Origin of the sequence: Herminiimonas sp. NPDC097707 (genome assembly GCF_044761395.1) — a bacterium.
Classification (GTDB): Bacteria; Pseudomonadota; Gammaproteobacteria; order Burkholderiales; family Burkholderiaceae_D; genus Oxalicibacterium.
The window spans coordinates 2,075,613-2,100,007 of the sequence record NZ_JBIWCI010000001.1; the positions used below are offsets into that span (position 1 = coordinate 2,075,613).

Annotated in this window: 26 protein-coding genes; 19 read left to right on the top strand and 7 right to left on the bottom strand. The window is 56.6% G+C overall.

The window, feature by feature from the left end:
- Nucleotides 1-40 precede the first annotated feature (40 nt).
- From ACIQW9_RS10040 to ACIQW9_RS10055, 4 genes are all read left to right on the top strand, one after another.
- Nucleotides 41-709, top strand: coding sequence for a DUF484 family protein (locus ACIQW9_RS10040; RefSeq protein WP_402336144.1), 669 nt, complete (start codon nt 41-43; stop codon nt 707-709).
- A gap of 9 nt (nt 710-718) precedes the next feature.
- Nucleotides 719-1,675: a tyrosine recombinase XerC gene (gene xerC, locus ACIQW9_RS10045; protein WP_402336147.1), complete on the top strand. Its 957-nt coding sequence runs from the start codon at nt 719-721 to the stop codon at nt 1,673-1,675.
- 125 nt (nt 1,676-1,800) lie between these two features.
- The gene (locus tag ACIQW9_RS10050; RefSeq protein WP_402336150.1) at nt 1,801-2,334 is read left to right on the top strand and encodes a Fur family transcriptional regulator; all 534 of its coding nucleotides are present in this window, start codon (nt 1,801-1,803) and stop codon (nt 2,332-2,334) included.
- A 23-nt stretch (nt 2,335-2,357) separates the two neighbouring features.
- A complete protein-coding gene (locus ACIQW9_RS10055) occupies nt 2,358-3,404 on the top strand; it encodes a CobW family GTP-binding protein (RefSeq protein ID WP_402336152.1) in 1,047 nt (348 codons plus the stop codon).
- A 94-nt stretch (nt 3,405-3,498) separates the two neighbouring features.
- Here ACIQW9_RS10055 and ACIQW9_RS10060 read toward each other — a convergent pair whose 3' ends face one another.
- Complete coding sequence (locus tag ACIQW9_RS10060) at nt 3,499-3,900, bottom strand: hypothetical protein (RefSeq protein WP_402336154.1); 402 nt, start codon at nt 3,898-3,900, stop codon at nt 3,499-3,501.
- 124 nt (nt 3,901-4,024) lie between these two features.
- Here ACIQW9_RS10060 and dksA point away from each other — a divergent pair, with 124 nt between their 5' ends.
- The 8 genes from dksA to ACIQW9_RS10100 all read left to right on the top strand — a co-directional run bounded on the left by dksA (nt 4,025) and on the right by ACIQW9_RS10100 (nt 11,609).
- Nucleotides 4,025-4,480 carry an RNA polymerase-binding protein DksA gene (dksA, locus tag ACIQW9_RS10065; protein ID WP_402336157.1) on the top strand — a complete coding sequence of 152 codons (456 nt, stop codon included), beginning with the start codon at nt 4,025-4,027 and terminating at the stop codon, nt 4,478-4,480.
- 239 nt (nt 4,481-4,719) lie between these two features.
- On the top strand, nt 4,720-5,118 hold the full coding sequence (locus ACIQW9_RS10070) for a hypothetical protein (protein WP_402336159.1): 399 nt from the start codon (nt 4,720-4,722) through the stop codon (nt 5,116-5,118).
- Between the two features lie 84 nt (nt 5,119-5,202).
- Nucleotides 5,203-7,209 (top strand): TonB-dependent receptor, encoded by a 2,007-nt coding sequence (locus tag ACIQW9_RS10075; protein ID WP_402336163.1) that lies wholly within the window; start codon nt 5,203-5,205, stop codon nt 7,207-7,209.
- 163 nt (nt 7,210-7,372) lie between these two features.
- Nucleotides 7,373-8,833: an STAS domain-containing protein gene (locus ACIQW9_RS10080; RefSeq protein ID WP_402336165.1), complete on the top strand. Its 1,461-nt coding sequence runs from the start codon at nt 7,373-7,375 to the stop codon at nt 8,831-8,833.
- A 144-nt stretch (nt 8,834-8,977) separates the two neighbouring features.
- Nucleotides 8,978-9,514 carry an ATP-dependent protease subunit HslV gene (hslV, locus tag ACIQW9_RS10085; RefSeq protein WP_353152356.1) on the top strand — a complete coding sequence of 179 codons (537 nt, stop codon included), beginning with the start codon at nt 8,978-8,980 and terminating at the stop codon, nt 9,512-9,514.
- Nucleotides 9,515-9,543: 29 nt separating this feature from the next.
- Complete coding sequence (gene hslU, locus ACIQW9_RS10090) at nt 9,544-10,887, top strand: ATP-dependent protease ATPase subunit HslU (RefSeq protein WP_402336168.1); 1,344 nt, start codon at nt 9,544-9,546, stop codon at nt 10,885-10,887.
- A 69-nt stretch (nt 10,888-10,956) separates the two neighbouring features.
- Nucleotides 10,957-11,157 carry a hypothetical protein gene (locus ACIQW9_RS10095; RefSeq protein ID WP_402336171.1) on the top strand — a complete coding sequence of 67 codons (201 nt, stop codon included), beginning with the start codon at nt 10,957-10,959 and terminating at the stop codon, nt 11,155-11,157.
- A 119-nt stretch (nt 11,158-11,276) separates the two neighbouring features.
- Complete coding sequence (locus tag ACIQW9_RS10100) at nt 11,277-11,609, top strand: cupin domain-containing protein (protein ID WP_402336173.1); 333 nt, start codon at nt 11,277-11,279, stop codon at nt 11,607-11,609.
- A gap of 34 nt (nt 11,610-11,643) precedes the next feature.
- Here the strand turns inward: ACIQW9_RS10100 and ACIQW9_RS10105 are convergent, their stop codons facing one another.
- The 5 genes from ACIQW9_RS10105 to ACIQW9_RS10125 all read right to left on the bottom strand — a co-directional run bounded on the left by ACIQW9_RS10105 (nt 11,644) and on the right by ACIQW9_RS10125 (nt 14,602).
- Nucleotides 11,644-12,639: an NAD(P)H-dependent glycerol-3-phosphate dehydrogenase gene (locus ACIQW9_RS10105; protein WP_402336176.1), complete on the bottom strand. Its 996-nt coding sequence runs from the start codon at nt 12,637-12,639 to the stop codon at nt 11,644-11,646.
- Nucleotides 12,640-12,823: 184 nt separating this feature from the next.
- Nucleotides 12,824-13,273, bottom strand: coding sequence for an SH3 domain-containing protein (locus ACIQW9_RS10110; protein WP_402336179.1), 450 nt, complete (start codon nt 13,271-13,273; stop codon nt 12,824-12,826).
- A gap of 67 nt (nt 13,274-13,340) precedes the next feature.
- A complete protein-coding gene (secB, locus tag ACIQW9_RS10115) occupies nt 13,341-13,835 on the bottom strand; it encodes a protein-export chaperone SecB (RefSeq protein ID WP_402336182.1) in 495 nt (164 codons plus the stop codon).
- Between the two features lie 89 nt (nt 13,836-13,924).
- Nucleotides 13,925-14,188, bottom strand: coding sequence for a glutaredoxin 3 (gene grxC, locus ACIQW9_RS10120; RefSeq protein WP_402336184.1), 264 nt, complete (start codon nt 14,186-14,188; stop codon nt 13,925-13,927).
- Nucleotides 14,189-14,200: 12 nt separating this feature from the next.
- Nucleotides 14,201-14,602 (bottom strand): rhodanese-like domain-containing protein, encoded by a 402-nt coding sequence (locus tag ACIQW9_RS10125; protein ID WP_402336187.1) that lies wholly within the window; start codon nt 14,600-14,602, stop codon nt 14,201-14,203.
- Nucleotides 14,603-14,708: 106 nt separating this feature from the next.
- Between ACIQW9_RS10125 and gpmA the strand changes: the two genes are divergently transcribed.
- From gpmA to ACIQW9_RS10160, 7 genes are all read left to right on the top strand, one after another.
- A complete protein-coding gene (gene gpmA / locus ACIQW9_RS10130; RefSeq protein ID WP_402336189.1) occupies nt 14,709-15,455 on the top strand; it encodes a 2,3-diphosphoglycerate-dependent phosphoglycerate mutase in 747 nt (248 codons plus the stop codon).
- An 83-nt stretch (nt 15,456-15,538) separates the two neighbouring features.
- A complete protein-coding gene (locus tag ACIQW9_RS10135; RefSeq protein ID WP_402337984.1) occupies nt 15,539-16,906 on the top strand; it encodes a murein hydrolase activator EnvC family protein in 1,368 nt (455 codons plus the stop codon).
- 2 nt (nt 16,907-16,908) lie between these two features.
- On the top strand, nt 16,909-18,387 hold the full coding sequence (locus tag ACIQW9_RS10140; protein ID WP_402336191.1) for a S41 family peptidase: 1,479 nt from the start codon (nt 16,909-16,911) through the stop codon (nt 18,385-18,387).
- Between the two features lie 113 nt (nt 18,388-18,500).
- Entirely contained in the window at nt 18,501-19,253 is a 753-nt protein-coding gene (locus tag ACIQW9_RS10145) for a HesA/MoeB/ThiF family protein (protein ID WP_402336193.1), read from the top strand.
- A 424-nt stretch (nt 19,254-19,677) separates the two neighbouring features.
- Entirely contained in the window at nt 19,678-20,289 is a 612-nt protein-coding gene (locus tag ACIQW9_RS10150) for a Spy/CpxP family protein refolding chaperone (RefSeq protein ID WP_402336196.1), read from the top strand.
- Between the two features lie 170 nt (nt 20,290-20,459).
- Complete coding sequence (locus tag ACIQW9_RS10155) at nt 20,460-21,179, top strand: response regulator (RefSeq protein WP_402336199.1); 720 nt, start codon at nt 20,460-20,462, stop codon at nt 21,177-21,179.
- Nucleotides 21,172-22,458 carry a sensor histidine kinase gene (locus ACIQW9_RS10160; RefSeq protein WP_402336201.1) on the top strand — a complete coding sequence of 429 codons (1,287 nt, stop codon included), beginning with the start codon at nt 21,172-21,174 and terminating at the stop codon, nt 22,456-22,458. The genes ACIQW9_RS10155 and ACIQW9_RS10160 overlap by 8 nt, the downstream gene beginning before the upstream one ends.
- 23 nt (nt 22,459-22,481) lie before the next feature.
- On the opposite strand, the gene pabB is transcribed toward ACIQW9_RS10160, so the two are convergent.
- Nucleotides 22,482-24,335 (bottom strand): aminodeoxychorismate synthase component I, encoded by a 1,854-nt coding sequence (gene pabB / locus ACIQW9_RS10165; RefSeq protein ID WP_402336204.1) that lies wholly within the window; start codon nt 24,333-24,335, stop codon nt 22,482-22,484.
- Between the last annotated feature and the right edge of the window lie 60 nt (nt 24,336-24,395).

Consider the following 24,395-nt stretch of genomic DNA (forward strand, 5'->3'; position numbering starts at 1 on the left):
CACTTTCATCTACACCGATTTTTCTATCCTATCTAGCCACATGACTTCTCCACTGGACTCCAACGCCGTCGCCGACTATTTACTGAACAACCCGCATTTCTTTGAAGAGCATGCGGAAGTGTTGGCACAGGTAAAACTGTCGAGCCCGCTCGGCGGCCGCACTTTATCCTTGCAGGAGCGGCAAATGGATGTGATGCGCGAGAAGTTCAAGATCATGGAACTGCGCCTGGCGGAACTAATCCGCATCGGCCAGGAAAATGACCAGATCACGCACAAGTTTCATACCTGGACGCGCTCGCTGCTGCTGGCACGCAACGATGTGGATTTGCCGCATACGCTGACGACCGGACTGCAAACCACCTTCGCCGTGCCGCACGTCACGCTGCGCCTGTGGGGTGTGGCGGAAGAATTTGCGCATACGTGGTTTGCGGCGCCGGTTTCCGCCGATTCACGTATTTTTTCAAATGGTTTGACGACGCCTTTTTGCGGCGGCAACAATGATTTTGAAGCCGCATCGTGGCTGGAAGATGCGCCTTCGATACAATCGCTGGCCTTGCTCCCCTTGCGACTGGATGATGCTCCAGAAGCTTTTGGCTTGCTGGTGCTCGGCTCATCCGATCCGCATCGCTTCACCTCCGATATGGCCACCGATTTCCTGACCAATATCGGCCAAACCGCCAGCGCTGCGCTGTCGAGCCTGCTCGACTAAATTGTCATCGTGAGTGCGGCCGGCAATCACGCTTATCTGGATGGTTATCTCGATAACCTGATCAGTCAGCGGCAATTGTCGCCCCTCACGATCACCAGCTATCGGCGCGATCTGCTGGAGTTGCTTGCACTGGCAACGGCAAGTGACAGCAATGCAGCGCTCACCGCCATCAGCCACTTCCAGATCCGCAAATTTGCGGCGCAACTGCACGCCAAAGGCTTGAACGCGCGTTCGATCGCACGCAAGCTTTCCGCCTGGCGCGGCTTTTTCACCTGGCTGTCCGAACAAAATGCCCTCGCTTCCAATCCGGTGGATGGCATCAAGGCGCCCAAACGCAACAAACCCTTGCCAAAAGCACTGGCGGCCGATGATGCAGTGCGTCTGGTATCTTCAAACAGCCCAGGCAAAAACGCCGACGCGACCATGCAGTTATGCAATCACGCAATGTTTGAGCTGCTGTATTCCAGCGGTTTGCGCGTCTCCGAACTGGTGGGGCTGGATATTAAATATGCACAGGAAAATCGCTACACATCGGCAGGCTGGATAGATTTCGATGCGCATGAAGCGATGGTCACCGGCAAAGGCAGCAAGATGCGCAGCGTGCCCATCGGCCAGCCGGCAATCGATGCACTCAAAGCCTGGCTGGCGGTGCGCGACACTTTGCTCAAGCTCGATCCGCACCCGCTGTTTTTAAGTGAACGTGGCACACGCATTTCGGCACGCGTGCTGCAGTTGCGCCTGAAAGCGCATGGGCAAGCCGTCGGCCTGCCGATGGATGTACATCCGCATGTATTGCGCCACTCCTTCGCTTCACATGTATTGCAATCGTCCGGCGATCTGCGCGCGGTACAGGAAATGCTCGGACACGCATCCATCTCCGCCACACAGATCTACACTTCGCTGGATTTTCAGCGCCTGGCACAGGTCTACGACGCCGCCCATCCGCGCGCCAAAAAGAAACCCTGATCGCATCCGGCAACGCCGTCGCATTTCCTGCACGCACTATGGGCAAGCGCGAGCACAAACGGATAGATTGCAACTGAATTGCAAATTGCGGCATAATCAACATACTATTCATTACCCGCAGCATCATGAAGAAATCCACCGCCCCAGATTATCCAGCCCTGGCCGAAAGCCAGTTGCGCGACACTTCGCTGCGCTCCACCGCAGCCCGCATCAAGGTGCTGGCCGCACTGCTAGGCGCACCGTATGCCCTGTCGCATCAGGACGTGCAGGACACGCTGGTCGATATGGACAGAGTCACGCTCTACCGCGCGCTGGATGCGCTGACTGATGCCGGACTAGCGCACAAGATCGCCGGCGACGATCGCGTATTCCGCTATAACGCCGGCGCCGAACATCTGGCAGCCGGCGGTAAAAACCAGATACAGCACCAGCAGCATCAACACGGCCACTTCAAGTGCACGCGTTGCGCCAAGGTTTTCTGCATCGATAACATCGATGAAAAATTGCTCGCCGCCGATAGCCAGACGCAACTCAACCCAACGGCCGCCACCTTGCGCCAGCAATTGCAAAAGGTGCTGCAAGCCACACTGGGCAAAGGTTTTCAAAGTCACGAAATCGAACTCACCATCAAGGGATGGTGTGCCGATTGCGCACATTAAATTCAAGGCATTATTCCAACATCATGGCACTCATCCCCACTACCATCCTGACCGGCTTCTTGGGCGCCGGCAAAACCACACTGCTCAATCGCATCCTGCAGGAGCCGCACGGCTTCAAAATCGCGGTGATTGAAAACGAATTCGGCCAGGAAAATATCGATAACGAAATCCTGGTGCAGGATGGCACCGAACAGATCGTCGAGATGAACAACGGCTGCATCTGCTGCACCGTGCGCGGCGACCTGATCGTGGCGCTGACTGCACTGGCGCAACGCCGCCGCGACGGCGAACTTCAGTTCGACCATGTCGTGATCGAAACCACCGGCCTTGCCAATCCGGGCCCGGTGGCGCAGACCTTTTTCATAGACGAAGAAGTCGCCATCGATTATCTGGTCGATGCCATCATTACCGTGGTCGATGCCAAACATGCGATGCACCAGCTGGATACCTATGAAGAAGCGCAACGCCAGATCGGCTTTGCCGACAAGTTGCTGTTGTCCAAAACCGATCTGGTCAGCGCCGATGAATTAGCCATCCTGACCGAACGCATCAAGCGCATCAATCCGCGCGCGCCTGTCAGCACTGCAGATTTCGGCCGTGTGGCAATTGCCGACGTGCTGGACCTGCGCGGCTTCAACCTGAATGACAAGCTGGAACTTGATCCCGACTTCATTGCTGCGCAAGAGCATGAACATGCGCACGATCACGCTTGCGAGACGCATTGCACGCAGGATCATGAGCACACTCACGATCATCATCATTCGCATCACAGTGACAATATCGCCGCCTTCGTCTTCAAGAGCGAGCGCCCGTTCAATACTGAAAAACTGGATGAATTCCTCGGTAGCATCGTGCAGGTATTCGGCCCGCGCATGCTGCGTTACAAAGGCGTACTGTGGATGGATGGGGCCGACCGCAAGGTGGTATTTCAGGGAGTGCATCAGATCATGGGGTCTGATATAGGCGGCAAATGGGGTGAAAATGAGCGCCGTTCGAGCAAAATGGTGTTTATCGGACAGAATCTGCCAAAAGAAACTTTTATTCTCGGATTGGAACAATGTTTAGTATAAACTACCGTGGTTTTGAGCTCAGGGTATAACGGCCTGGATGATGCGAGAGATGCGATTCGCACGCGGAGCACGATAAGATCTGAGGTGTGAAGGTTCATTGAGGACAAGGGACTATGAACGCAACTGCCACAAAATCTAAAAGCACAAAAAAAACGGCCTCCAAGGCGACTGTGACTGCGCGTGCAAAACCCGCCGGCAAAGCAGTAGCGAAATCATCTACGAAGACCCTGGCAGGGAAAGTCGTCAAGGCATTAACCAAGACTATCAAGCCCGCGCTTAAAGCAGCATCCAAAGTCGCGAAAAAAACACCGGCAAAGACTGCGGTAGAATCCGGCAAGGTCGCTACCAAAACTAAAACGGTTGCGGCAAAATCCGTCGCGAAGAAAATTGTGAAGCCGGCGACGAAACCTGCGGCCAAAGCTGCAGTCAAAGCAAAGCCGGTTAGCAAGACAGTCGCAAAACCAATTAAAAAGGAAACTGCCGCAAGTCCTCGCAAGACAACAGCAGTGGCAGCAACACCGAATAAAGACGCATCTCAATCAGGAGCAGGCAGCAGCAAAAAGACCGTCTCCCGATTAGCAGATAAAATTGAACAACCTGTAGTTTTGAAAGTACGCGAAGTGGCAACTAAATCAAGCAAAACATCCCCGAACGCCGCTAATGACGGCACCCTGTTATCCGAAGCGCAAATCCTGAAGATGGGCGAAAAGGATTACATGAATCCGGCGCAACTCGCATTTTTCAAAGACCGCTTGCAGCAGCTTGAAAAAGACTTGTTGAAGAACGCAGATGAAACTACCGAGCATTTGCGCGAAACCGTGCTGGTGCCCGACCCTGCCGATCGCGCCACGATTGAAGAAGAGCACGCACTGGAATTGCGGACTCGCGATCGTGAACGCAAGCTGCTGAAAAAAGTACAGCAGTCAATCGCCAGCATAGACTCCGGTGATTACGGCTGGTGCGAAGAAACCGGCGAGCCGATCGGCATACCGCGTTTGCTGGCACGCCCTACCGCCACGCTGTCGCTGGAAGCGCAACAACGTCGCGAATTGAAACAGAAACTGTATGGCGATTGATTCCATTCGGAATTAATTTGCACTGAAATTCACAGACAAGCGCGCGGCACCCTATCCGCGCGCTTTGTTTTTTCGTAGAATGCAATTCTGTTGCAATACAAGATTTTGCACCTCGCCCTGGCAACAACAATTTTTGGCCGGCATTTTGTCGAGTGATAGTCGTTCATGTCGATCGATACTCCTGGTCTTTGTCTGCATTTGATTTGACGACACACGCGCCGCATAAACAAAGAGTCATTTTGAAACCTGCATTTTCATCACGCACACCAAGCGCAACCCGACTTTGCTTCGCCGCATTGCTGGTGGTCGCCGTATTGTTTGCGCAATGGATGGGATTGCGGCATCGAATCGATCATGCCGACAGAACAGATCGTCAGCATGCAATGCAAGCCATAGGCGCAGCATCTGCCGCATCAAGCTCCAGCTCGACGCTGGAGTCCGCTGTCGAATATGCAGGTGAAAAATTACACTCCTGCACCTTGTTCGATGGCATGGCACTGGCGGACAGTGCGCCTGCACTTCCGTTTATTCCCCTTCTGCAAACCAGCGTGCAAGTTCTGGCGCTGTGGGCTGCCCATGCTTCATGGGACGCGCCTTTCCTCTGTCACTTTTCTTCCCGCGCACCACCTGCTGCGTAACTGATTTCCCCTGTTTGTGCCGCCGTGTCCGATCGCCATGCGATCCGGCAATGGCCATTCTCATTCGTTTTATCAAGGAAGCTCATGATCGCCCAACGCACCCTGTTGGCAAGCGCCATTCTATCTACGCTTGCCTCCTTGTCTCATTCCGTTTTTGCGCAAGCGCAGGAACAAACCCTGCCCGCCGTCGTCGTCACCTCCACCCCATTCAATAACGACGAAGGCGCGCAAATTCTCGCCCCCGCCAAAGTTCTATACGGCGATGAGCTGCGCGAAAAACTCGGCAATTCGCTGGGCGATACGCTCTCGCAGGAACTCGGCGTCTCCGCTTCAGCCTTTGGTGCCGGCGCCTCGCGCCCCATCATTCGCGGCCTCGAAGGTCCGCGCGTCAAGATTCTGCAAAACGGCATGTCGGTCATGGATGCATCCAGCCTGTCCAATGATCATGCCGTCGGCGGCGAAGCATCGACCGCACGCCAGATCGAAATCCTGCGCGGCCCTGCAGCTCTGTTGTACGGTTCCGGTGCCATCGGCGGCGTGGTCAACATCATTAACGATCGCATTCCCACCGTACTCAATGCCAGGCCGACCGGCGAAACGGAACTGCGTTACGGCACGGTTGATCGCACGAAAAACATGTCGCTGTCGGTGGACGGTGCAGCCGGCGATATCGGCCTGCATATCGATGGCAATCTGCGCGATGCCGACGATTACAAGATCCCCGGCAACGTCAGCCTGAGCGATCCGGCTCTGGGTTCCGGCCGCCTGCCCAACTCCTTTGCGCGCGCCAACAGTATCGGATTCGGCGCATCCTACATTCAGGACTGGGGCCATATAGGCGCCTCGGTCGGCGTCAATGACGATCGCTACGGCATTCCAACCGCAGAACGATCCTTCATCACCCTGAAACAAACGCGCTTCGATCTCGAGGGTTTGATCAGGGAACCGTTCGACAATATCGAGTCGTTACGCTTTAAGCTGGGCCATACCGATTACGCACATACGGAAAATCTGCAAGACGGCACACCAGCGACCAATTTCAAGAACAATGCACTGGAAAGCCGACTGGAACTGACGCACAAGCCGCTTGCCGGCTGGCGCGGCACCTTCGGCCTGCAAACTGAGAATTCGGAATTCTCGGCGCTAGCCGTCGACGGCAGCGGGCCGGAAACCGTACCACTCACCAAGACCAATTCGATCGCCGGCTTTCTGCTGGAAGAGCGCGATTTCGGCCCTTTCCGTGCCAGCGCCGGCGCACGCATGGAATCAGTCAAACGCACACCCGATGCCGTATCGGGCCTGACGCAACGTGACTTCAACCTCGGTTCGTATTCCTTGGGCGGCCTGTGGACATTCACCCCGGGCTACGGTCTTGGCGCTACCGCCTCCGTTGCGCAACGCGCACCGGCAATCGAGGAGTTGTACTCCAACGGCCCGCATGAATCGACCGCCACCTTCGACATAGGCGACGCCAATCTGACAAAGGAAACGTCGCGTAACTTCGAACTGAGCCTGCAGAAAACCGAGGGGCTGGTCCGCTGGAAAGCCAACATCTTCCAGAACCGCGTGAAAAACTTCATCTATGGCCGTACCGACGGCACCAAAGTCGATGAAGATGGCCTTGCAGGCGGTGAATTTACCCAACGCTTCTGGTCGCAGAACAGCGCCACGATACGCGGCGCAGAAGCCGAGATCAGCTACAACCTGCGCGGCGAAGGCTGGTCGCTGCGCGGTTTTGCCGATACCTCGCGCGGCAAGCTGACCGGCCTCGACAATCTGCCGCTGCAACCGGCCACGCGTTTCGGTGGCGAAGTCGGGTATCGTCAAGGCCCTTGGCGCTCGGGCGTGAAAATCCTGCACGCGCAACAGCAAGACAAGCTGGCCAGCTTTGAAAACTTCGTCACGCCTTCCTACACCCAGGTCGATGCGAACTTGTCCTTTACGCACAACATCAGTTCGACCCAGATTACCTGGTTCGCCATCGTCAAGAACCTGTTGAATGAAGATATCCGCTTGTCCACCTCAGTGTTGCGCGAAATCGCACCACTGCCGGGTCGAAACCTGATTGTTGGCGTTCGCACAAGTTTTTAAGGATGCTTGCCTGATTTTTGGCTACACTAGGAGCCTGCAAGTCGCTTTGTGCGGCCTGCATGTGTTACCTTTAAGCGGAAATTTTGGCACGGCCGCGCTCGGACAAATACCCCGAGCGCGGCATTTTATAAACTTGGCGCACCCGTCAATATTTGACCGGTGCATGCCGTTGTTCACCAGGATAGACGTGGGGATTTTTTCGCTATTTGGCAAGAAGAGCCAGCAGCCGGCGCGCAAGTCGACTGAGCAGGAGTCTACGCAAAAAAAACGCAGCGACAATGCGGCCCGCATCAATGCAAAGAACGAAAACGAACAAACGCAGCAAGTGCAACGCAAGGCGGCGCACGCCACGGCCATGAAGATCGATGCAATCGAGTCCGAAATGTCGTCCGAATTCGTCAAGCCGCTGCCATTCAGCGGCAATACCCTGCCCGGCCCGTCCAGCCAGTTCATGAATACCAACGTTCGCGGACCAGATACGCGCATCCACACCAAACCCGTCAGCGACACCACCCCGCCGCCGCTTGAACAGCCATCCATGCTGCCCGACATCATGGGCGCCAGCACCGCCTTCCTGCTGGGCGCAGAAACAGTAATCGGGCCGGTTGCCATTTCGGCTTCCGAAGCAGCGCCTGTCATTGAAGAGGCCGCCATCCTGTTTGCCAACGGCCAGACCGATCTGGTTGAGCCCATACTGCTGAACGCGATTGCAGAAGATGCGCTCGGCAGCACACCGCTGACCGTCTGGGGCATGCTGTTCGATCTGTACCAGATCACCGGGCAACGCACATTGTTCGAGAATCTATCGATCGAGTACGCAAACAAATTTGAAATGTCGCCTCCCGCATGGGTGGACGGCAACAGCGCCGAAACCCAAGCGCAGCCCGCAGCGCCACGCGCCAGCACCACGCCAAGCGTGGCATTCTCCGGCAAGCTCGATGCAGGCAGCATCAAGCAACTGGAGCGCATCAAGAACATGGCCGAAATGAGCAATGTCATCAAGCTCGAATTTGCCCGTGTCAGCGAAGTCGATCCGGTCGGTTGCGGACTGCTGTTCAGCATATTGCAGAGGCTGCAAAAATCCGGCCACAACCTGATTCTGGTCGGCGCACCGGAACTGGCAGAAAAAATCCGTTCCATACTGCAAGTCGGCCGCCGCGATGAAACCGAAGCGCCGTGGTTATTGCTGCTGGAAATTTTGCGTTTGCTGAATCGCGAATCCGATTTTGAAGAAACCAGTATCGATTACTGCGTCACCTTTGAAGTATCGCCGCCGGCCTTCGTCTCGCCACAAAACAAGGTTGCCACCGCCGCCGAAGAATCTGCCGAACCGGACGACGCGCCCAGCGATCATTTCATGATGCCGGTCGTCATCGATGCCCGCACCGACACACTGGAGCAAAACATCGCCGTGCATGCACACACGCATAATCCGGTCATACTCGATTGCAGCCGTCTGACGCGCATGGATTTCAATGCCGCCGGACGCCTGTTCGGCAGCCTGACGCCTTTGATCAACAGCGGCAAAAGCATCGAATTGCGCCACGCCAATCACTTCATCGTCGCGCTCTGTCATGTGATGGGCGTCGCCGAGCTCGTACGTATCGTGCCGCGCAAGAACTGAGCTTCTGCAATCAAGACGTAATTTTGACTTGCAATCGAAACGTCCGCCCCCATTTTTCTTGAAATCTCGCGCTTTTCGCACGATGTTATTTCATTTTTAATTCCGTTTTTCACCACCTAAGCCACTCCTATTTCAGAGGCAAGCATGGAACAATTTCACGGCACCACGATACTCTCGGTGCGACGCGGCAACGTCGTTGCGCTCGGCGGCGACGGTCAGGTTACTCTGGGCAATATCGTCATGAAAGGCACTGCGCGCAAGGTACGCAAGGTCTATAACGGCAAGGTGCTGGTCGGTTTCGCCGGCGGTACCGCCGATGCATTTACCTTGCTGGAGCGTTTCGAGTCCAAGCTGGAAAAGCATCAAGGCCATCTGATGCGCGCCTCGGTCGAACTGGCAAAAGACTGGCGCACCGACCGCATGCTGCGACGGCTGGAAGCCATGCTGCTGGTGGCGGATCATGAAACCACACTGGTCATCACCGGCAACGGCGATGTGCTGGAGCCGAACGACGGCATAGGCGCCATCGGTTCCGGCGGCACCTATGCGCAATCGGCCGCGAAAGCCTTGCAGGAAAACACCGAGCTGTCGCCGCTGGAAATCGTCAAGAAATCGCTGACGATAGCAGGCGAACTCTGCATCTACACCAATCTGTCGCACACGATAGAAACGCTGGATTAACACCCCCGCACCCTTTTGCGAAGAACACCATGAATATGACACCTCAGGAAATCGTTTCGGAACTCGACAAACATGTGGTCGGCCAGGGCAATGCCAAGCGCGCGGTCGCCATCGCCCTGCGTAATCGCTGGCGCCGCCAGCAGGTTGCAGAACCGCTGCGCCATGAAATCACGCCGAAAAACATCCTGATGATAGGACCCACCGGCGTCGGAAAAACTGAAATCGCGCGCCGCCTGGCCAAGCTGGCCGATGCGCCTTTCATCAAGATCGAAGCGACCAAGTTCACCGAAGTCGGTTACGTCGGCCGCGACGTCGATACCATCATTCGCGACCTGATCGACATCGGCATCAAGCAGACGCGCGAAGCCGAGACGCGCAAGGTGCGCGCACGTGCCGAAGATGCGGCGGAAGATCGCGTGATCGACATTCTGGTGCCGCCGGCACGCGACTTCGGCTTTCATCCATCGGCCACGAGCACGCCTGACCACAGCAACGACAACACCACGCGCCAGACCTTCCGCAAGCGCCTGCGCGAAGGCTTGCTGGACGATACCGAGATCGAGATCGAACTGGCCGAAGCCGGGCCGACGATGGAAATCATGGCGCCGCCCGGCATGGAAGAAATGACTGAACAGATCAAATCCATGTTTTCCGGTGTCGGCAGCAATCGCAAGAAAGCGCGCAAGATCAAGATCCGCGAAGCGATGAAGCTGCTGATCGAAGAAGAAGCCGGCAAGCTGGTCAACGAAGACGAGCTCAAGCAAAAAGCCATCACCAATGTGGAACAGAACGGCATCGTTTTTCTCGATGAAATCGACAAGATCGCCAACCGTTCAGAACACGGCGGCGCCGAAGTCTCGCGCGCCGGCGTGCAGCGTGATTTGCTGCCGCTGGTGGAAGGCACCACCGTCAACACCAAGTACGGCATGATCAAAACCGATCACATCCTGTTCATCGCATCGGGCGCATTTCATCTCGCCAAGCCTTCGGATCTGATACCGGAATTACAGGGCCGCTTCCCGATCCGCGTCGAACTGGAATCGCTGTCGATCGCCGATTTCGAACGCATTCTGACCGGCACCGACGCCTGCCTGACCAAGCAGTACGAAGCCTTGCTGGCCACCGAAGGCGTCAAAATTGAATTTGCGCAGGATGGCATCAAGCGGATGGCGGAAATCGCGTATTCGGTCAATGAAAAAACCGAAAACATCGGCGCGCGCCGTTTATATACGGTGATGGAAAAGCTGCTGGAAGAGATTTCCTTTTCTGCCAGCGAAAGCCCGGACCAGACGCTCCCGATCGACGCCGCCTATGTGAATGAAAGGCTGGGTGCCTTGTCGGTGGATGAGGATTTGTCGCGCTACGTGCTGTAATTACCTGCTGTAAGATCGATAGCAATTATCGACAGGGGCGCGCATGGCAGCATGCGCGCCGTCAACATCATGACCAACAAAGCACTCGCCAAACGGCAAAAACTCACCATCCGCATCGAACCATCGCAACAGGCACTGAAGCCGCGCAATCATCTTGCGCTGGCGGCAAAACAGCGTGTTGCCGGACCACATCAAAAATCGATTTCAGCCCAGCGCCAGGTGCAAAAGCGTTTGCTGAAAATCAAATTATCCGAACCTGACGAATCATAAAACGTGTTCCGACAGACCTTGGCCGGCGATTGATCCGGCGCGATTTGTTTGCTATAAGGAATGCATAGCGAGAATTTTCATGCGCTTGATGGCATTGGAATAACGATGAGGAGAAGATGATGGCTCTACCGCACGCACGATCCGGCCAGTTGATCGACATTCGGCCACTAGGCGAACGAATCACCGCTTCCGTTTCAAATGCGCTTTTCAAAACACCACAACTTGAATTGATGCGCCTGGTGCTGCCGAGCGGCAAAGGCATGCCGGAACATGCCGTTCCCGGCCCAATAACGATCCAGTGTCTGGAAGGTGCGATTGAATTGCGCGCACATCAATCCACGCAAATCCTGCGCGCCGGAGAGCTGGTGTATCTGGCAGGCGGCGAACCGCATGCCTTGCACGCACTGGAAGATTCGTCGATTTTATTGACGCTGCTGCTGTTACCGCACTGAAAACACCCACCGCCTGATTCGGCGTGGGCAGACCTCAGGCCGTTTCATTGCGCGCATCGCGCGCGAGCAGGCGGCCGACCGTTTCCAGCGGCGAATCGCCATCGAACAAGACAGCCGCAACGGCATGCGTAATCGGCATATCTATACCGCGCTCTGTCGCCAGCGCGCGCACTGCCTGCGCACAACGCACACCTTCTGCAACGTGGCCCAACTCGGTCACGATCTGCTCCAGTTTTTTCCCTTGCGCCAGACCGAGCCCGACCTTGCGGTTGCGTGACAGATCGCCGGTACAGGTCAGAATCAGATCGCCCATGCCGGCCAGGCCCATGAAGGTTTCCGTACGTCCGCCGAGTGCGACGCCGAAGCGCGTGATTTCCACCAGGCCGCGCGTAATCAGCGCCGCGCGTGCATTCATACCGAGTTTGAGACCGTCGATGATGCCGGTGGCAATCGCCAGTATGTTTTTTACCGCACCGCCAACTTCAACGCCGATCACATCGTCGGTCGAATAAATACGCATGCTAGCCCCGTGCACGGCACTGACCACCAGTTCGCGCAATGCCGCGTTATCGGAAGCGATTGCCAATGCGCAAGGCAGTCCCTGCGCAACCTCTTGTGCAAAAGACGGCCCCGACAAGGCACCGGCAGGAATGTCATTCCCCAGCACTTCGCGCACGACCTGATGCGGCAGCAAATGCGTATCCGCCTCGAATCCCTTGCACAACCAGATAATGTTTGGAATGGCATACGGCTTCAATTGCATGGCCAGCGGACGTAATCCCGCCAATGAAGTCGCCACCAGCAACAGGCCATCCGCTCCAACATGCGCAATCGCAGCAGAGAAATCGGAGCTCAAGGACAGGCTGTCCGGCAAACGGAAGCCAGGCAGATAGACAGCGTTTTCACGTCGCTGATCCGCATCCTGCATAGCAGCAGCATCGCGCCCCCACAGCATCACGGAATGCCGGTCAGCCAGCGACATTGCCAAGGCCGTACCCCATGCGCCTGCGCCAAGTATTGTGATATTCATGCTTTGGATTTGATAGACAAGAGTGAGAATACTAACAGGGGGCGCACATCGTCAGCATGTCACATCCCAATGACGGACAATAGAATCTGCAGCGACACTCATGAAAATCTGTGCCGCCACTCCCTGTTTGCGCTTATACGTAATCTATTCTGCAATAGTTCCGCAGTGATTCTGCAGTGGCTTTTTACTCGCCCCACACTTCAGCGGTTTTTGCAAAGCCGATCGGCCCATCCCTGTGCTTCAGTTTGACCCAGCCCGATGCCGGCGGCGCCATCAATTCAAGCAGCACACCCTTGTCGACCGTCGCCACCACTGCCGATGCATCTTCCGCCGCTGCATGTAGTTTCAGGTTGGCGGTCGTCGCTATCACGTTGCGTTTCGACGTCAATGCGCTGGTTTCTACCCAGGACAAATCGCCGGCGGCATCACGCACCTTGCTCCAGCCATTCTGCGTCAACACGATTTCCACCGGCATGCCGCGCGGTGCGACAAAGATTTTACGACCCCGGTCTGACGGTGCGTTATACAGCACCGCCGGATTGGCACCCACCGACTTGAACTCGGCAGCGTGCGCCGCGCTCATGGCCAGCGTAGAAACCAGCAAGGCTGCAAAAACAGCAGAAGACCATTTCATGCGATCACCTTCACACATTATCGGGAAAGTTGCAGATGCATCGAACGACGCATCTGCAAAGTAGGACTTAGTGCTTTGCTGCCGAACCGTCAGGCATCACGAGGCCGGAACCGTTGGTAGCGTGTTGCTGCGCCAACGCGTCCAGACGTTGCTGATAAAACACTTCGAAGTTGATTTCCGACAGATGCACAGGCGGGAAACCGGCGCGCGTAATGGCATCCGCGATATTGGCCCGCAGATAAGGATAAATCGTGCTTGGGCAACCGATGCCGATCAAGGGATCGAGTTGTTCGTCCGGAATATTGCGCGCTTCAAAAATACCTGCCTGCTTGGCTTCCACCAGGAAAGCGACCTTGTCATTGATTTTTGCCGTTACCGTAATCGTCACGGTCGACTCAAACAAACCCTCGGCCAGCTGCTCTGCGCCGACATCCACCGCCACTTCAATCACAGGAGCATCCTGCTCAAGGAAAATTGCCGGGGAATTAGGTTGTTCCAGCGACATATCTTTCAGATATACACGTTGGATCTGGAATACGGGTTGCAGATTTTCGTCAGCCATGAAGCACTTTCAGTCAGATTAAAAATGGAGGGCGCGCCCTCCGGGCAGGTTACAACATGAGCATTGCGATGCCGCAGATACGCGCCACTTCAGGCGCCTTGCAGCAAGGCATCCAGTTTACCAAGGCGCTCCAGCGCATTCAGATCGTCGAAGCCGCCCACATGCGTATCGCCGACATAAATCTGCGGCACGGTGCGACGACCGGTTTTCTGCATCATTGCAGCGCGTTGCACAGGATCGAGATCGATGCGAATTTTTTCAATATTGGCTATGCCCTTGGCCGTCAACAAGCGTTCCGCCATCGTGCAATACGGGCAGACAGCAGTGCTATACATCACTACATGCGCAGTCATATTTATTTCCCCTTACTTGACAACAGGCAGACCTTGCGATTGCCAGGCATCCAGTCCACCGAGTAAACTGGCGGCGTTGGCGTAGCCTGCCTTCTTCAGTTGTGCGGTTGCTTTGGCCGATTGCAAGCCCTTGGTGCACACCACAATCACCGGCCGTTCCTTGAATTTTTCCAGCTCGCTGACGCGGGTTTTCAATTCCTTCAATGGAATGTTTTTTGCATCGCGGATATGGCCGATCGCAAAATCGGCAGCGTTTCGGACGTCGAGAATCAGAACTTTTCCCTGATTGATGATCTGTGTTGCCTGTAAGGCAGTCACTTTTGCACCGGTACGTTGCAAGGTATGCGCGATCAGTGCGCCGCCGGATACCAGCACGATGCCGATAAGGAAAATGTTATCAATGATGAATTTCACGGTGATCCAATTAGTTGAAAGAGTGTTCGCATTATAAAATAGAAGACCGAATACAATTCGGATTCGGCATTTTGCATCAAAAAACCATTACTTACCTATCTGACTCATGTACAAAATCGTATTGATGCGCCACGGCGAGTCCACATGGAACCTCGACAATCGCTTTACCGGCTGGGCCGATGTCGATTTGACTGAAAAAGGTTGTGCTGAAGCAAAGCACGCCGGCAAACTGCTGCGCGACGCAGGATTCAGCTTCGACCTGGCTTATTCGTCCGTGCTGAAACGCGCCATCCGCACCATGTGGCTCACGCTGGATGAAATGGATCTGATGTGGATACCCGTCGTCTGCGACTGGCACCTGAACGAACGCCATTACGGCGCGCTGCAGGGCATGAACAAGGCCGAAACCGCCAGCGAATACGGCGCAGATCAAGTCTTGCAATGGCGCCGCAGCTACGACATTCCACCCAAGCTGCTGGCTGAAGACGATCCGCGCACCATGTACAAGGATCCGCGCTATGCCGCCCTGAAGCGTGAAGAAATTCCGCTCGGCGAATGCCTGAAGGATACGCTGCTGCGCGTGGAACCGTACTGGAACGACACCATCGTGCCATCCATTCGCGCCGGCAAGCAGATCATCATCTCGGCGCACGGCAACAGCCTGCGCGCCCTGATCAAGATTCTCGACGACATCAGCGATCAGGATATCGTTTCGCTGAGTATTCCGAACGGCCGCCCTATCGTGTATGAACTGGATGAAAATCTGAAACCTATCCGTCATTACTACCTGGGTGATCAGGAATCACTGGCAGCGGCCGTCAAAGCTGCCGCCAGCCACGGGGCAGTGCTATAAACTCCGTGCGGCTTCCATTTTCATCACGCATCAAACGCAATACGCGCATCCTCGTCCAGTTGCATACGCAAGCATGGCCGGCGATGCGCATCATCGCTTCGGTCGTCTTGCTGGCGCTGCTGACCGGCGTGCCGGTACAGGCGCAGGCGCAAAAAGTCACTGATCGCAGCAAGCAAAAGAAAATCGCCGAAAGCGAGCGCGCCGATCTGCGGCAAAAACTGACGACCCTCAAACGCAGCATAGACAAGACGGAAACTGCAAAAAGTTCTGCCGCCAGCGCACTTGCCAAGTCGGAAGAAGCCATATCGGATGCACAACGCAATTTGCGGGATCTCTCCGAAGAGCAGCAGCAAACCCAGGCCAAACTGAACGAGTTATCGCAGCAACAGGCCGCACTGCAAAAAATTGTCGAGGCGCAGCAAAGCCAGCTCGCCAGGTTGTTACGCGAACAATATGTCGCCGGCAATGAAGATCGCATCAAGCTGCTGCTTTCCGGCGACAACCCGAATCGCATCAACCGCGAACTGCAATACATGGGTTACATCTCGCGCGCGCAAGCAGCGCTGATCGAAGCACTGCGCACCAATCTGGCCAAGATCGAAGACAATCAGGTGGCCGTGCAAAACGCCAAGGAAGAGCTGGATGAAATCGCCGCCGAAGCGCGCGACCAGCACGCCATCCTGCAAAAGGAAAAAGCCCAACGCGCCACGCTGTTGGCGCAACTATCGAACAAACTGGTCGCGCAACGCAAGGAAGTCGGCAAGATCGAGCGCGACGAACAACGACTCGCCAGTCTGGTGGATAAACTGGCCGTGTTGATTCAGGAGCAACGCAAGGCAGAGGCGGAGGCGGCAGAAAAACGCCGCCAGGAACGTGCAGCGCGAGCGCGCGAAGAACGTGAAAAACGTCTGGCGCAGGCAAAAAAACGCAGCGCACCGGATGATCAGGCGTCGAGCGGAAAAATTAGCAACCCGAATGCGATCGAAGACGACGAACCACCGGCCAAAACCCTCGCCAGAAATGAACTCACGCCCGATGCCAGTGTCCAGGATGGTGCCTTCGCTGCCTTGCGCGGACGCTTGCGGCTGCCGATACGCGGCGACCTGATTGCCAAATTCGGCAGCAAACGCGGTGACGGGCCAAGCTGGAAAGGCTTGTTCATACGCGCAAACGAAGGCACGGAAGTCAAGGCCATTGCCGCCGGCCGGGTTATCTTTGCCGAATGGCTGCGCGGTTTCGGCAATCTGATCATCGTCGATCACGGCAGCCAGTACATGACGATTTACGGCAATAATCAATCCGTATTGAAACATGCCGGCGATGCCGTCAAAGCAGGCGATGTCATTGCCAGCACAGGTAATAGCGGCGGCAATGAACAATCAGGTTTATACTTTGAGATGCGGCACCAAGGTCGCGCGTTTGACCCACTTGGTTGGGTAACTATTAGGTGAACATGGGAACGAAACTCAAGAATATCGGATTGATCGGTTTGGGCATGGTTGCCGGCGCGATCGGCATGGGTACGCAACTGGACGCGATAGCGCAGAAAAGTACCGGCAATCCATTGCCGCTCGAGGAATTGCGCCAGCTGGCCGATGTGTTCGGTCTCATCAAATCAGATTATGTTGAACCGGTAGAAGACAAAAAACTGCTGACGGAAGCCATTTCCGGCATGGTGTCGTCGCTCGACCCGCATTCTGCCTATCTTGATAAAAAAGCATTCAAGGAATTGCGTGAAGGCACGCAAGGCAAGTTTGTCGGCCTCGGCATCGAAGTCGGGATGGAAGACGGCTACGTCAAGGTCATTTCGCCTATCGAGGATTCGCCCGCCTATCGCGCCGGCATCAAGGCAGGCGATCTGATCACGCGTCTGGATTCCACGCCAGTCAAAGGCATGACGCTGGACGAAGCCGTCAAAAAAATGCGCGGCGAACCGAATACCAAGATCACGCTGACCATTGCGCGCAAGGATGAAGACAAACCTATCGTCATCACGATCACGCGTCAGGAAATCCGCGTGCAAAGCGTGAAGGCAAAAGTAGTGGAGCCGGGCTATGCGTGGTTGCGCGTGGCGCAATTCCAGGAACCTACGGTCGATGACATGGCGAAGAAAATCGCTGCGTTGTACGCTCAGGAACCGAACCTGAAAGGTCTGGTGCTCGATCTGCGCAACGATCCGGGCGGTGTATTGCCGGGTGCGATTGGCGTCTCGGCTGCCTTCCTGCCGAAAGATGTCGTCATCACTTCGACCAATGGCCAATTGCCGGATTCCAAAGCCAGCTTCTATGCGCGCCGCGAATTCTACGCCGCACGTGCTGTCGGCGACCCGCTGGCGAAGCTGCCTGATGCAATCAAGAAAATCCCGATGGTGGTGCTGGTCAATTCCGGTTCCGCATCCGCTTCTGAAATCGTGGCCGGCGCACTGCAGGATTACAAGCGCGCCACCATCATGGGCACGCAAACGTTCGGCAAGGGCTCGGTGCAAACCATACGCCAGCTGTCTGCCGATACCGCCGTCAAGCTGACCACCGCGCGTTATTACACGCCGAACGGCCGTTCGATTCAGGCCAAGGGCATCGTCCCGGATCTGATGGTGGATGAAACCGCCGAAGGCGATGGCTTGAACAGTTTGCGTCTGCGTGAAGCCGATCTGCAAAAGCATCTGACCAACGACAAGGACAAGGAAGCAGAAAGCGCTCGCCCCGGCCTCGATGAGCTGGAAGAAGATCAGCGCATCGCCGCTTTGGAGAAAAAACGCAAACCACTGGAATTCGGCAGCAAGGATGATTTCCAGCTGACGCAAGCCTTGAATCATTTGAAAGGCTTGCCGGTTGTTCTTTCAAAAGTGAAAGTCGAAGTGAAGAAAGAAGCCGGCATCAATCAGCCGAAAACGGAATCAAAAACCGAACCGAAAAACGGCGACAAGAAGTAGTCGCAGGCAAACACAAAAAAGCCGCAGCGATGCGGCTTTTTTGATAAGTGCGACTCTGTTCCCGCACAAAATGCATGACGGATCAAGAACCAAGAATTACGCCCGGATTATTTATGAACGATCAGCAACTACTACGTTATTCACGCCATATCCTGCTCGATGAAATCGATATCGAAGGACAGGAAAAACTGTTGGCGGCACATGTATTGATCATCGGCGCCGGCGGACTGGGTTCACCGGCAGCGTTTTATCTCGCTTCTGCCGGCATAGGCACCATCACGCTGGTAGATGACGATACGGTTGATCTCACCAATCTGCAGCGGCAAATTCTGCACACCACGGAACGCGTCGGCCAGGCCAAGGTTGTATCCGGGCAGAAGACGCTGACAGAAATCAATCCGACCATAGAGATCGTCGCCTTGCAGGAACGCGTGTCCGGTGAACGCCTCGATGAACTGGTCCGCAATGCATCAGTGGTATTGGATTGCAGCGACAACTTTGCGACGCGTCATGCCATCAATCGCGCCTGCGTTGCCAATCGCGTACCCCTGGTTTCCGGCGCCGCCATCAAGTTCGACGGTCAGGTCAGCGTGTTCGATACACGTAGCGGCAAGGCACCCTGCTATGCCTGCCTGTTCCCGGAAGACCAGCAATTTGAAGAAGTCAATTGCGGCACCATGGGCGTGTTCGCGCCGCTGGTCGGCATCATCGGCAGCACGCAGGCAGCGGAAGCATTGAAACTGGTGGCAGGCATAGGTGCATCGCTGGCCGGACGCCTGCTCCTGCTGGATGCACGCACGATGGAATGGAGCAGCATCAAGATCGCACGCAATACCAGTTGCAGCGTATGCGGGCAGGCACACTAGCCGGCACGCCATACCTCAGGGCACGCTGGCATTCCTCGCGCGCCCTGCCCAGATTGATCAGCGCATCTGGCGCTGCCATTCCCCAATTGATGGCCTGGTAAAACTTTGCCATGCATTGCAACAACATGCGCTGACGCCCGCACCAGCACTTCCTCGCTGATCACCATCACTGTCCTGGCATCCAGCCGATTCGACGCATTGCCTGTCAATGCGCTTTGGTAATGTCCCCCACACCTTCCGTAGTTCCGCCGGCATCACGGCGGACCGTAGCGACAGCCAAACTGGCGCGCATTCATGCACCAACTATGCGTGCCCCGCCCTTTACATAACTTTACCGCTCGCATGCGCTATCTCAACAGAGCGCACCTACAGTAACAACATGCCTGCACAAGTAGCAGGCGCCAACCGAGACAAAGGAGTTTCAATGAACAAGCACACCACACCATCCGTATCGTCGTCAGCTTCCGGCTCGCGCAGCCGTCGTCTGTTGATGGCAGGAGCAAGCGCCGTCATCGTCGGCGCCATCTCGCTGGCCGGCGTCAGCTACGCTGCCGACAATCAGGCTGCACCGGCCAAGGTCGAGAAGCATGAACGGCACGCCGGCAAACACGGAAAGATGAGTCCGGAACATGCGGAAAAACGTTTCGACCGCATGCTGCACCGTCTGGTGCCGGATGCCACCACGGAACAGAAAGCCAGGTTGAGCGTCATCGCCAAATCCGCTTTCGCCGATCTGCAACCCTTGCGCCAGCAAAACCGCGACCTGCATGCACAACGCAGCAAGCTGCTGTCAGCCGCCACCATCGATCGCAGCGCACTTGAACAACTGCGCCAGACCGAGCAGAAACTGGCCGACCAGCGTTCACGTCGGGTGACACAGGCTTTTGCCGACGCTGCAGAAGTGCTGACGCCGGCACAGCGTGTCAAGGCAGTGGAAACTATGCAGAAACATAAACGTGGTTTCGGTCACGGCCCACGCTCGCATCACGGTCATGAGCACAAGCCGGCAGCCGAAGCAGCAAAAGCGCCGCAATAAGACATTCTGCCGCCGCAGCGTTTGCAGCGATACAAAGTGTATCGCTGCAAACGCTGTACGCGGCAGTGTGCTGCCAGCTCGCCTATATTTCTGCTCTTCTACTCTGATCCGCAGTAGTGTTTCACCAGGCCCTTGTCGTGTTGCCTGCGAAATGGAATTACACTAGACAGATGAACCAACGCCTACTCATGATCGAAGACGACCAGCGCCTTGCAGCGATGGTCGCCACCTATCTTGGCCAGAACGGCTTCGATGTGCAGCACAGCGCCACCGCCGCTGAGGGACTGCAGCAGTTGCAGCACGCGAGCGCGGGCGAATCTTTCGCCATCGTCCTGCTGGACCTGATGCTGCCGGATGCAGACGGACTCGATGTATGTCGCCAGATACGCGCCTTTCCGGCACCGCTGAATGCCCTGCCCATCGTCATGCTGACTGCCAAGGGTGACCCCATGGATCGCGTGGTCGGGCTCGAACTCGGCGCCGACGATTACATTCCGAAACCGTTTGAACCGCGCGAATTGCTGGCACGTTTGCGTGCCGTGCTGCGACGCCAGCACGGCACACCAGCCACCGACGGACACGTGCTGCGCTTTGGCCGGCTCGAAATCGACCTGGATGCACGCATGATTCGCCTCGATGATCAGGACAAGCCGGTCACGTCCTATCAATTCAATCTACTGGCGGCCATGGCCGAACGTGCCGGGCGCGTACTGTCGCGCGAACAACTGATGGATGCCGTCAAGGGCGAACCGCTGGAAGCCTTCGATCGCTCTATCGATGTGCACATCGGCCGCCTGCGCGCCGCCATCGAAGACGATCCCAAACAACCCAAACGCATCATCACCGTCCGCGGTGCCGGCTATGTATTTGCAAAGGCGCAGGATGTCTGAATCAAGCACGCGCGGACGTTTCAGCTGGTCGCACCGTTTGTATATCCGCATTTATCTGGCGATGCTGATCAGCCTGACCGTCGCCGGCCTGCTGTTCGCTGCCGCATGGCGCATCAATGCAGACGCACGACAAATCGGGCCCAGCCTGGAATCGTTTGCCGCCATCGCCTCCGATGTACTGCCTCCTCCCGAAGCCAGCAACGAAGAGCAACAGCAGGCGCTCACCCGCTGGCAATCGCGCATGCGTGCCGACCTCACACTGTATTCAGCCAAGCGCGAAAAAATCGCGACTGCCGGACGCGAACTGCCGCCGCTGGATGCAGCGCAAACCGTCAGCGGCTGGATGGGTGGCGGGCCGCCGGTATTCGCCGTCAAACTGCCGGACAATCGCTGGCTGGTCGGCCAGCATCCGGGGCGGCGCAAACCACCCTTCAGTTTTTTCACCACGCTGCTCCTGATCGGGCTGGCGATAGGCATAGGCTCGTATCCGATCGTGCGTCGCCTGACACGTCGGCTGGAGCGTCTGCAAACCAGTGTCGAAGCGCTGGGTGCCGGGCAACTGTCGACGCGCATTGCAGTGGAAGGGCAGGATGAAGTCGGTCGTCTGGCAAGCAGCTTCAATCGTTCGGCGGCCCGCATAGAAGCGCTGGTCGATGCGCAGAAGGCCTTGCTGGCCAACGCTTCGCATGAATTGCGCTCGCCGCTGGCGCGCATACGCATGGCGATTGAATTGATGGGCCCGGAAGCACAACCGGAAATCCGCAGCGAGCTCAAGCGCAACATCGGCGAGCTGGATCAATTGATCGATGAAATTTTACTGGCCAGTCGACTCGATGCTACCGCTGACGCCACACAGACATTTGAAAAAATAGATCTGACTGCACTGCTCGCCGAAGAATGCGCGCGCATCGGTGCGCAACTGGATGCACAGGCCATCGAGTTGGCCGGCGATGCACGGCTGCTGCGCCGTCTGGTGCGCAATCTGCTGGAAAATGCCAAGCGCTACGGCAATAACACGCCGATTACCGTGACCCTGGCGACAGCACCGGGCAACACCGTCCTGTTGCAGGTGTGCGATGGCGGCCCCGGCGTACCGGCAGCAGAACGGGAAAATATTTTCGAACCCTTCTATCGCGTGGCTGGCGCCAGCGAACGCGAAGGCGGGGTCGGTCTCGGCTTGAGTCTGGTGCGGCAAATCGCGCGCCGGCATGGCGGCGACGTCGTGTACACCGCACGCAATGAGCCGGGCAGCTGCTTCAGGGTCACATTGCCGGCATAAGGTTTTGTCGGCGTGTGTTCGTCTCAGTCCGGCCAGACGATCTGCGCCGGCAGCACGCCGCGCAGGGAATTGCAGACGATCACTTCGTCTGCTGTGCGCAAGTCAGCCAGCGTCAGATTTTTTTCCTGCGCCTGCCACGCCGGATCGTCCAGCAATACGGCGCGCATGACGCCCGGCAAAACGCCGGCGCTCAGAGGCGGCGTATACCAGCGACCCTCCAGCTTGATGAAAATACTGCTGCGCCCGCCTTCGCTCAACTGCCCCGCGCTATTGCAAAACAATTGGTCGAACGCGCCCTGCTGTTCCGCTGCGCGCCATGCAGCGTCGTATCCGCTTCTGATCGTAGTCTTGTGGTGCAGGAAAATATCGCCGGCATCGGTACAATCTTTCGCCAGCAGAATATTGACCGGCAGCTTCAGCGTCGCCAGCGGCGCAGTTTGTATCGTGCAATTGCCATCCGCCTGCAAGGCAAGCCGCAAGCGATAAGCAAGGTTTTCCGCCAGCCCCGCGCAGGCATCGCGCAACTGTGTGCGTATGCTGCTCACGTCGAATGCAAAACCGAAATAGTCCGCCGATCGCTGCAGGCGCTGCAGATGGCGTTCCAGATAGCGGCACCCTTCAGCACGCGTGGCATATATCGTTTCAAACAATTCAAATTCGCCGCGCATGCCGGTCAGGAAGCGAGCCTTGAGCCGACACTCTTCGTACTCAGCCTGCGTCTGGCTGTCATGCACGATGCCGGCACCCACCCCCATTTCGCCGCGACGAATACGCTGTTCATTCTGCGACTGCGGCTGCAATTGCAGGGTGCGGATGGGCACCGACAAACAGAAATTAGCGACGGTCTGCGCATCCTGCGGCGGATCGAACCAGCCGATGGCGCCGGTGTAAATTCCGCGCGGACTGGCTTCCAGCTCGCGGATGATCTGCATTGTCCTGTGCTTGGGCGCGCCGGTAATCGAACCGCAGGGATACAGCGCCTCGAATATCTCCGGCAGCGCCAGACCGGCACGCAATTGCGCATGCACGGTCGATGTCATTTGCAACACGCTGCTATAGCGACGCACATCGAACAGCTTATCGACGACCACCGAACCGACTTCGGCGATCCGTCCCAGATCGTTGCGCAAGAGATCGACGATCATCAGATTTTCCGCGCGATTTTTCGGGTCAGCTGCCAAAGCATGTGCCGACACTTGATCCTGCTGCAAGTCGCCGCTGGCGGCCGCCGTGCCCTTCATCGGCCGCACTGTCAGCCGGCCATGCTCATGTTGCACGAACAGCTCCGGCGACAAGGACAGCACTGCGCGACCATCCGGCAACGCAATCAGTGCGCCATACGGCACCGGCTGGCGCTCGCGCAGGCGGCGATACAGCGCATGCAGCGAGCCGTAAGCATCGAAGCGCAAACGGTAGGTGTAATTGACCTGGTAGGTGTCGCCTGCCGCGATGTAATCGTGGATACGCGCCAGTGCGGCATCGAAGGCCGCTTGATCGATGTCGGCATGCACATTGGCGATTCCTGCCGGCGTCGTCGACTCCTGTTGCGCCAGCCAGCTTGTCACCTGTGATGCGGAAAGTTTTTCGCAACGATCGAACAACAATATTTCAGCCAGCGGCGGCTCATCTTCGTGCGGCGCAATACCGTGCAGGGCGGCCCCTAATTCATAGGCAAACAGCGCAACCGCAAAACGACCTTGCAACAGCTGCGCCTGCATCTGCTGCAGCAAATCCGGCAATTGATCTGCGTGCCGACACGACAAGGTGCCTGCATGCGCCGAATAAAGACGCGAACGCGTCTGATCCGCACTGGCGTCGCAATCGTCGAGCAGCGCAAAGCAATCGTGGGAAGAATCGGCGGGAACAAACAGAGACATAAGTCAGAAAAAACGATGCGGGGCAAGACGCTATTGTACGACCAAGCGGCAAGCGCAGAC

Bases quoted from the DNA above. Each gene is read 5' to 3' on its own strand.
- ACIQW9_RS10135 (WP_402337984.1), top strand. From the start codon at position 15,539: ATGCGCATCATCGCTTCGGTCGTCTTGCTGGCGCTGCTGACCGGCGTG.
- grxC (WP_402336184.1), bottom strand. From the start codon at position 14,188: ATGACTGCGCATGTAGTGATGTATAGCACTGCTGTCTGCCCGTATTGC.
- ACIQW9_RS10075 (WP_402336163.1), top strand. From the start codon at position 5,203: ATGATCGCCCAACGCACCCTGTTGGCAAGCGCCATTCTATCTACGCTT.
- hslU (WP_402336168.1), top strand. From the start codon at position 9,544: ATGAATATGACACCTCAGGAAATCGTTTCGGAACTCGACAAACATGTG.
- ACIQW9_RS10095 (WP_402336171.1), top strand. From the start codon at position 10,957: ATGACCAACAAAGCACTCGCCAAACGGCAAAAACTCACCATCCGCATC.
- ACIQW9_RS10080 (WP_402336165.1), top strand. From the start codon at position 7,373: ATGCCGTTGTTCACCAGGATAGACGTGGGGATTTTTTCGCTATTTGGC.
- ACIQW9_RS10150 (WP_402336196.1), top strand. From the start codon at position 19,678: ATGAACAAGCACACCACACCATCCGTATCGTCGTCAGCTTCCGGCTCG.
- hslV (WP_353152356.1), top strand. From the start codon at position 8,978: ATGGAACAATTTCACGGCACCACGATACTCTCGGTGCGACGCGGCAAC.
- ACIQW9_RS10055 (WP_402336152.1), top strand. From the start codon at position 2,358: ATGGCACTCATCCCCACTACCATCCTGACCGGCTTCTTGGGCGCCGGC.
- pabB (WP_402336204.1), bottom strand. From the start codon at position 24,335: ATGTCTCTGTTTGTTCCCGCCGATTCTTCCCACGATTGCTTTGCGCTG.
- ACIQW9_RS10105 (WP_402336176.1), bottom strand. From the start codon at position 12,639: ATGAATATCACAATACTTGGCGCAGGCGCATGGGGTACGGCCTTGGCA.
- ACIQW9_RS10145 (WP_402336193.1), top strand. From the start codon at position 18,501: ATGAACGATCAGCAACTACTACGTTATTCACGCCATATCCTGCTCGAT.
- ACIQW9_RS10100 (WP_402336173.1), top strand. From the start codon at position 11,277: ATGGCTCTACCGCACGCACGATCCGGCCAGTTGATCGACATTCGGCCA.
- ACIQW9_RS10050 (WP_402336150.1), top strand. From the start codon at position 1,801: ATGAAGAAATCCACCGCCCCAGATTATCCAGCCCTGGCCGAAAGCCAG.
- ACIQW9_RS10110 (WP_402336179.1), bottom strand. From the start codon at position 13,273: ATGAAATGGTCTTCTGCTGTTTTTGCAGCCTTGCTGGTTTCTACGCTG.
- secB (WP_402336182.1), bottom strand. From the start codon at position 13,835: ATGGCTGACGAAAATCTGCAACCCGTATTCCAGATCCAACGTGTATAT.
- gpmA (WP_402336189.1), top strand. From the start codon at position 14,709: ATGTACAAAATCGTATTGATGCGCCACGGCGAGTCCACATGGAACCTC.
- ACIQW9_RS10140 (WP_402336191.1), top strand. From the start codon at position 16,909: ATGGGAACGAAACTCAAGAATATCGGATTGATCGGTTTGGGCATGGTT.
- ACIQW9_RS10160 (WP_402336201.1), top strand. From the start codon at position 21,172: ATGTCTGAATCAAGCACGCGCGGACGTTTCAGCTGGTCGCACCGTTTG.
- ACIQW9_RS10040 (WP_402336144.1), top strand. From the start codon at position 41: ATGACTTCTCCACTGGACTCCAACGCCGTCGCCGACTATTTACTGAAC.
- ACIQW9_RS10155 (WP_402336199.1), top strand. From the start codon at position 20,460: ATGAACCAACGCCTACTCATGATCGAAGACGACCAGCGCCTTGCAGCG.